Source organism: Terrabacter terrae (assembly GCF_039529575.1).
GTDB classification, from domain to species: Bacteria; Actinomycetota; Actinomycetes; order Actinomycetales; family Dermatophilaceae; genus Terrabacter; species Terrabacter terrae.
In genome coordinates this window covers 1-7267 of the sequence record NZ_BAAANB010000195.1, presented here as the reverse complement: position 1 = coordinate 7267, position 7267 = coordinate 1, and the positions used below count along the sequence as shown (strand labels likewise).

The 7267-nt window shown below is 72.0% G+C and carries 6 protein-coding genes; 5 read left to right on the top strand and 1 reads right to left on the bottom strand.

Going from position 1 to position 7267, the window contains the following annotated elements:
• From ABD194_RS20885 to ABD194_RS20870, 4 genes are all read left to right on the top strand, one after another.
• The coding region (locus ABD194_RS20885) for an esterase family protein (RefSeq protein WP_343995121.1) at positions 1–745 on the top strand (745 nt) is incomplete at its 5' end.
• Positions 746–800: 55 nt separating this feature from the next.
• The gene (locus ABD194_RS20880) at positions 801–3200 is read left to right on the top strand and encodes an ATP-binding cassette domain-containing protein (protein WP_343995119.1); all 2400 of its coding nucleotides are present in this window, start codon (positions 801–803) and stop codon (positions 3198–3200) included.
• Positions 3201–3204: 4 nt separating this feature from the next.
• The gene (locus ABD194_RS20875; protein WP_343995117.1) at positions 3205–4410 is read left to right on the top strand and encodes a Gfo/Idh/MocA family protein; all 1206 of its coding nucleotides are present in this window, start codon (positions 3205–3207) and stop codon (positions 4408–4410) included.
• A gap of 181 nt (positions 4411–4591) precedes the next feature.
• Entirely contained in the window at positions 4592–6475 is a 1884-nt protein-coding gene (locus ABD194_RS20870; protein ID WP_343995115.1) for an ABC transporter substrate-binding protein, read from the top strand.
• Positions 6476–6512: 37 nt separating this feature from the next.
• Here the strand turns inward: ABD194_RS20870 and ABD194_RS20865 are convergent, their stop codons facing one another.
• Positions 6513–6872, bottom strand: a complete 360-nt coding sequence (locus tag ABD194_RS20865; protein WP_343995113.1) for a VOC family protein — start codon at positions 6870–6872, stop codon at positions 6513–6515.
• 39 nt (positions 6873–6911) lie between these two features.
• Here ABD194_RS20865 and ABD194_RS20860 point away from each other — a divergent pair, with 39 nt between their 5' ends.
• Positions 6912–7259 carry a DUF2200 domain-containing protein gene (locus ABD194_RS20860; RefSeq protein WP_343995111.1) on the top strand — a complete coding sequence of 116 codons (348 nt, stop codon included), beginning with the start codon at positions 6912–6914 and terminating at the stop codon, positions 7257–7259.
• Positions 7260–7267 lie beyond the last annotated feature (8 nt).

Below are 7267 nucleotides of genomic sequence, written 5' to 3'. Positions count from 1 at the left end.
CACAGAGAGGCAATCCATGAAGGTGACCGACCGGTGGTACTCCGACCGCCTGGGCCAGGACCTCAGCGTCGCGAGGTGGGGCACCTACGGCTCCCCGGTGCTGCTCTTCCCCACCGCCGGCGGTGACGCCGAGGAGGTGGAGCGCCACCAGATGATCGCCCACCTCGAGCCGCTCATCGCGGCCGGCCGGGCCAAGGTCTACTCCGTCGACAGCGTCGCCGGCCGGGCGCTGGCCGAGCGCCGCGGCTCCGCCGAGCACCGCCTCGCGCTCTTCAACGCCTTCCACGAGGCCATCGCCCGCGAGGTCATCCCGGCGATCCACTCCGACCTGGGCGGACACCACCTGCCGGTCACGGTGGCCGGAGCGTCGATCGGGGCCTTCAACGCCCTCGCGATCACGTGCCGCTACCCCGAGCTCGTCGAGTCCGCCGTGTGCATGAGCGGCACGTACGCCATCGAGCAGTTCATCGGCGGCCACGTCAACGACGACCTCTACTACAGCTCGCCGCTGCGCTTCCTGCCCGGCCTCGAGGGGCCGTCGCTCGACGTACTGCGCCGGCGGATGATCGTGCTGGCCTCCGGGAGCGGCCGCTGGGAGGACGTCGGCGAGTCGTGGGCGGTGGCCGACGTGCTCGGGAGCAAGGGCATCCCCAACCGCGTCGACGACTGGGGCACCGCCTACGACCACGACTGGCCCACCTGGTGGCAGATGCTCCCCGTCTACCTCGACGACCTGCTGCCCTGACCGGGAGGCCCCGTAATCGCGTGCGTCCCCGGGTCGCCGACCGTAGCGTTGCCGCATGGCTGACACGATGACCACCGAAGAGGCGACGGCGACGACGCCGTATGCCGTCCCGGCCGACCGTCATGACGTGATCCGGGTGCAGGGTGCCCGCGAGAACAACCTGCGCGACATCAGCGTCGAGCTGCCCAAGCGGCGGCTGACGGCGTTCACGGGTGTCTCGGGGTCGGGCAAGAGCTCGCTCGTCTTCGCGACGATCGCCGCCGAGTCGCAGCGGCTCATCAACGAGACCTACAGCGCGTTCGTCCAGGGCTTCATGCCCTCGCTGGCCCGGCCCGACGTCGACCTGCTCGAGGGGCTGACGACGGCGATCATCGTCGACCAGGAACGGATGGGCGCCAACCCGCGCTCGACCGTCGGCACGGCGACGGACGCCAACGCCATGCTGCGCATCCTCTTCAGCCGGATCGGGACCCCGCACATCGGCCCCCCGACCGCGTTCGCCTTCAACGTGCCGACCCGGGTCGCGAGCGGGGTCATGAAGACCGACCGCGGCAGCCACACCGAGACGTCGGTCGTGCGCGGGGCCGTCTACCAGGGCGGCATGTGCCCGCGGTGCGAGGGCATGGGGTCGGTCAACGACGTCGACCTCACCGCGATCTACGACGAGACCAAGTCGCTCTCCGAGGGCGCGCTCCTCGTGCCCGGCTACAGCATGGACGGGTGGTACGGCCGCATCTTCGCCGGCGCGGGTCTGCCGATGGACAAGCCGATCGGGACGTTCACCGACAAGCAGCGCGAGAAGCTGCTCTACGGCCAGCCCGAGCGGATCAAGGTCGAGGGCGTCAACCTCACCTACGAGGGCGTGATCAGCAAGATCCAGAAGTCGATGCTGTCCAAGGACCTCGACGCGATGCAGCCGCACGTGCGCCGGTTCGTCGAGCGGGCGGTCACGTTCACGACCTGCCCTGAGTGCAACGGCACCCGCCTGTCGCAGGAAGCGCTGTCGTCGAGGATCCGAGGCAGGAACATCGCCGACCTGTGCTCGATGCAGATCACCGACCTCGCGCAGTGGCTGCGCGAGCTGCAGGAGCCGTCGGTCGCGCCTCTGCTGGGGGGCCTGCAGCACCTGCTCGACTCCTTCGCCGAGATCGGCCTCGGCTACCTGTCGCTCGACCGTCCGGCGGGCACGCTCTCGGGCGGAGAAGCCCAGCGCACCAAGATGATCCGCCACCTCGGCTCGTCGCTCACCGATGTCACCTATGTCTTCGACGAGCCGAGCATCGGCCTGCACCCGCACGACATCGAGCGGATGAACCGGCTGCTGGTCCAGCTGCGCGACAAGGGCAACACCGTCCTCGTCGTCGAGCACAAGCCCGAGATGATCGCCATCGCCGACCACGTCGTCGACCTCGGTCCCGGCGCCGGCAGCGGCGGCGGGCAGGTCGTCTACGAGGGCACGGTCGAGGGACTGCGCTCCAGCGACACGGTCACCGGCCACCACCTCGACGACCGGGTCAGCCTCAAGGACGCCGTCCGCCAGGCGAACGGCGTGCTGGAGATCCGCGGCGCGAGCACCCACAACCTGCGCGACGTCGACGTCGACCTCCCGCTCGGCGTCCTCTGCGTCGTCACGGGGGTCGCCGGCTCGGGCAAGAGCTCGCTCGTGCACGGCTCGGTCGAGGGGCGTGACGGCGTGGTCGTCGTCGACCAGGGCGCGATCCGCGGGTCGCGCCGCAGCAACCCGGCCACCTACACGGGTCTGCTCGAGCCGATCCGCAAGGCCTTCGCCAAGGCGAACGGCGTCAAGCCGGCCCTCTTCAGCTCCAACTCCGAGGGCGCCTGCCCCGCCTGCAACGGTGCCGGCGTCATCTACACCGAGCTCGGCGTCATGGCGACGGTCGAGTCGACGTGCGAGGAGTGCGAGGGCCGGCGCTTCCAGGCCGCGGTCCTGGACTACACGCTCGGCGGCCGCAACATCGCCGACGTGCTGGACCTGCCGGTGGCCGAGGCGCTCGAGTTCTTCGCCGACGGGGAGGCCCGCACGCCGGCCGCCCACAAGGTCCTCGAGCGCCTGGCTGATGTCGGCCTCGGCTACCTCACCCTCGGCCAGCCGCTCACGACGCTCTCCGGCGGCGAGCGCCAGCGCCTCAAGCTGGCCGCGCAGATGGCCGACAAGGCCGAGGTCTACGTCCTCGACGAGCCGACCGTCGGGCTGCACCTCGCCGACGTCGCGAACCTGCTCGCCGTGCTCGACCGGCTCGTCGACTCGGGCCGCTCGGTCGTCGTCATCGAGCACCACCAGGCCGTCATGGCGCGCGCCGACTGGATCATCGACCTCGGCCCGGGCGCCGGCCACGACGGCGGCCGCATCGTCTTCGAGGGCACCCCGGCCGACCTCGTCGCCGACCGGTCTACCCTCACCGGTCAGCACCTTGCGGCCTATGTGGGAGCCTGACCGCGTGACGGAGACGCCTGACGCGCAGGACGACCTGCGCCTCGCCATCGTGGGCTTCGGCCTGCGCGCCAGCCTCGCCCGCTACGCCCACCGCCCCGGCGAGGGCAGCCGGGTCACGGTCGTCTGTGACTCCTCGGAGCGTGGCCGCGCCGACGCCGCCGAGCGGATCGAAGGAGTACGCGTCGTCGACTCCCTCGACGAGCTGCTCGCTCCCGACGTGCGAGCGGACGTCGACGCGGTGCTCGTCCTGACCCCCGACCACGTGCACGCCGAGCACGCCGTGCGCACGCTGGGCGCCGGCATACCGACGTTCGTGGAGAAGCCGCTCGCGACGACTCTCGAGGACGCCGACCGCATCCTCGAGGCGGCGCACCGCACGCGGACGCGGCTCTACGTCGGGCACAACATGCGGCACATGCCCGTCGTGCGCGCCATGCGCGAGGTCATCCGGGCCGGCACGATCGGCGAGGTCAAGGCGGTGTGGTGCCGTCACTTCGTCTCGGCGGGCGGCGACTACTACTTCAAGGACTGGCACGCCGACCGGCGCAACACGACGGGCCTGCTCCTGCAGAAGGGCGCCCACGACCTCGACGTCATCCACTGGCTGGCCGGTGCCTACACGCGCCGGGTCAGCGCGGTCGGGGCGCTCGCGGTCTACGGCGACATCACCGACCACCGAGACAACTCCGACCGGCGGATGGCCGACTGGTACTCCCTCGACAGCTGGCCGCCCACCGAGCAGCGCGAGCTCAACCCGGTCGTCGACGTCGAGGACATCTCGATGGCCAACCTCGTGCTCGAGGGCGGCGTGCTCGCCTCCTACCAGCAGTGTCACTTCACGCCGGACTACTGGCGCAGCTACACCGTCATCGGCAGCAAGGGCCGGCTCGAGAACTTCGGTGACGGCCCGGGCGCGACGGTCAAGGTGTGGACGCGCCGCACCGACAGCTACCGCGACGACGCCGACGAGGTCATCGAGATCCCGCCCGCCGACACCCTCGGGCACGGCGGGGCCGACCCGCTGCTGATCGCCGAGTTCGTCCGGTTCGCGCGGGACGGCGGCACCACCGACACCTCGCCGGTCGCCGCTCGCGAGGCCGTGGCGGCTGGGGCCTCGGCGACCACCTCGCTGCGCACCGGCGGCGGCGCCGTCGACGTGCCGCCGCTCGATCCGGCGCTCGTGGCGTGGTTCGAGGGCGGCCAGGCCTGACCTGCCGTATGCCGTGGGGCTGGGTCCCAGCAGGGCGGGGCGCCAGGGGGTGGCGGCTAGACTGCCAGGACGGGCAGGGGTGCTCCGGTTCGCAGTGGTGCGCGTGGGTACCTCTGTGCTGTATCCCCGTCCAGAGAACCCCTGCGTCCGCTCCATCCGCCGGGCGGCCCGAAGGAAGCCCATGCGCCGACGTCACGCCCGCCCTGTCGTGGTGGCGACCCTCGGCGTCCTCGCGCTCGGCTCGGCCGCTGCCTGCACGGCCGACTCGTCAGCCACCGCTCCCACCGCCGACACGACCCCGCGAGCCACGCCGGCGGCCGTCAGCACCACGCCCGCGGTCGACCCGCTCGTCGTCGACGCCGTCTTCGACCACACGACGCTCGACCCGACACAGCAGTTCAACCGGACCGGGGCGATGGTGACGCACGCGCTCTACGAGACGCTGACGAGCCTCGACCCGGAGGACCCGACGAAGGTCGGCTCGGGCCTGGCCGACTACACCCTCTCGCCGGAGGGGCGCTGGCTCACCTTCCGGCTGCACGAGGGCGTCCGTTTCTCCGACGGCACGCCGATGACGACCGACGACGTGCTCTTCACGCTCGAGCGGGCGGAGGGACTGGGCGGCCCGGTCGCCTCGCTCCTCGGCCAGCTCTCGTCCGTCAAGGTCGACGACCGCACCTTCACGCTGAGCTCGCCCTCGTCGAACTTCGCCCTGCCGGCGATCCTGGCGAACCCGGCGTTCGGCATCCTCAACAGCACGGTCGTCAAGGCGAACGGCGGCACGATCGGCCCCGGCGACACGGCGACCGGCTACCTCACCACCCACTCGGCCGGCTCCGGCCCCTACGTCCTCGACAGCGTGCGCGGCTCCTCCGAGGTGCGGCTCGCCGCGAACCCCCGCTGGGCGGGCACGCGCCCGAAGTTCCCCGAGCTCCTCGTCCGCAACGTCGCACCGGCGCAGCAGCTGGCCGACATCCGGTCCGGTCACGCCGACGTCGCCCTCGACCTCTCGCCGTCGCAGGCGAGTGAGGTCGCCACGGCCGGCGTCGACCCGACCGCCGGCCCGTCGGCGACGGTCGGCACCGCGGCGCCTGCGACCCCTGCGACCCCGGCCGTCACGGTGAAGACGATGCGCTCGAGCACGCTGGTCTATCTGGCGCTCGGCCGCAGCAAGGCCGTCAACGCCTGGACGGCGAACCCGGACTTCGCCGAGGCCGTGCGCCTCGGCCTCGACCGGATCCGTCTGGCGAGCGACGCGCCGGGGTCCGAGCCCGCCGCCGGCCTCCTCCCCGCCGGCATCGTCGGCGCGCTCGAGGACGTCGTGCCGCAGCCGAGCGCGAGCGGGACGTCCACGACTCCGGGCTCGCCGACCGGCACCCCGACTCCCGCGACCAGCACCCCCACCACGCCCACCACCTCGTCAGCGCCGGTGACGTCGGCGACCGGGCCCACCGGGACACCGAGCGCCGTCGTCACGACGGGGGCGGACGGCATACCCACCCCGGTCGTGACGCTGCCCGTCGTGCCGCCGCGCCACCTCGCGGCCGCACGGGCGGCGCTCAAGCGCTCGGGGTACGCCGGTCAGCCGATCCCGCTGACGTATGCCGCCGACCTGCCGATCCACGGCCTCCCGCGGACCGCGCTCGCGACGGCGGTGCGCGACCAGCTCGCCGAGGTCGGGATCAAGGTGCAGCTCAACCCCGCACCCGCACGCGAGGCGGTCGCGGCGTACCGCGAGGGGCGCACGGCGTTCGGGCTGTGGAGCTGGAGCCCCGACTACCTCGACCCCGAGAACGACCTCGCGTTCGCGCCCGGTGAGCTCCTCGGGTCGCGCGTCGGCTGGGCGCGCGGCGAGGACCCGGCCATAGACGACCTGACCGAGGCGGCGAGGGCGTCGGTCGGCGACGACCGGGCGGCCGCGTATGCCGCGTGGCAGCTCGCGATGAACGCGCGCAGCCCCTTCGTCCCCCTCCTCCAGCCGGCGTCGCGGCTGGCGAGCGGGGCGCGTGTCGAGGCGGCGCCGGGCAACCCGGTGTGGACGCTGGACCTGGCCCGCATCCGCTGAGGGGCGCTTCTGGTTCGTGGTCGTCGGGGCCCGGCCCTCAGTCGACGCAGAGGCAGAAGGGGTGGCCTGCCGGGTCGAGGAAGACGCGGAACGACGTGCCCGGCTGGTGCTCGTGCCTGGTCGCACCGAGGGCGAGGACCTGCGGCTCGGCCGCGTCGAGGTCCTCGACCATGACGTCGAGGTGCATCTGCTGCGGCACCTCCTGGCTGGGCCACTGCGGCGGCGAGTAGTCGTCGACCTGCTGGAAGCAGATGCACTGGCCGGTGGAGCGGTCGCGGATCTCGGCCCAGCCCTCGGAGGTCTTGACCGACCAGTCGAGCAGGGTGCCGTAGAAGGTGCCGAGCGCAGTGGCGTCGGGGCAGTCGATGACGAAGCTGGGGTAGCGGGCGATGGCCATGGGCCCGACCGTAGCGGTGCTCGTGGCTACGCTCGGGGGATGAGCCGCATCTTCACCATGCCGTTCGCGTCGGTGTACCCGGCGTACGTCGCGAAGGTCGAGAAGAAGGGCCGCAGCAAGGCGGAGCTCGACGAGGTCATCGAGTGGCTGACCGGCTTCGACGATGCCGAGCTGCAGCACCACCTCGAGGCCGGCACGACGTTCGAGCAGTTCTTCGCTGACGCCGAGCTCAACTCCAACGTCGCGCTCATCACCGGCAAGGTCTGCGGCGTGCGCGTCGAGGAGGTCGAGGACCCGCTGATGCGCAAGATCCGCTACCTCGACAAGCTCGTCGACGAGCTGGCCAAGGGCCGGCCCATGGTCAAGGTCCTGCGCGCCGAGGTCTGACCGCGCGA